General features: G+C 59.4%; 1 protein-coding gene. It reads left to right on the top strand.

The window, feature by feature from the left end; genetic code table 11:
* Positions 1 to 207, top strand: a 207-nt coding sequence (locus tag MFP24_RS00010) for an immunoglobulin-like domain-containing protein (RefSeq protein WP_249246699.1), incomplete at both ends; no start/stop codon positions are given.

Genomic DNA, 207 nt, shown 5'->3' with positions numbered 1-207 from the left:
AATGGCGACAGGGTTACCATCCAGGCCGGCGAGCAGAGCGTGGCGTATAGCGTGCCGGCGCAGGGCGACGATGTGTACGTCGATGCGGGCAGCGTTACCGTGGGCCTCGACAAGGCGGAAGTGGCTGGCAAAACCTTTGAAGATTTACAACTGGGTGGTGACGCCACGGTAAATGTTACCGACACGGTCGATACCACCACACTAACG

The organism is Brenneria tiliae, assembly GCF_023347575.1.
Taxonomy (GTDB): Bacteria; Pseudomonadota; Gammaproteobacteria; order Enterobacterales; family Enterobacteriaceae; genus Brenneria; species Brenneria corticis.
The sequence above is the reverse complement of the archived record's forward strand: the minus strand, read 5'-3'. Positions and strand labels throughout refer to the sequence as shown.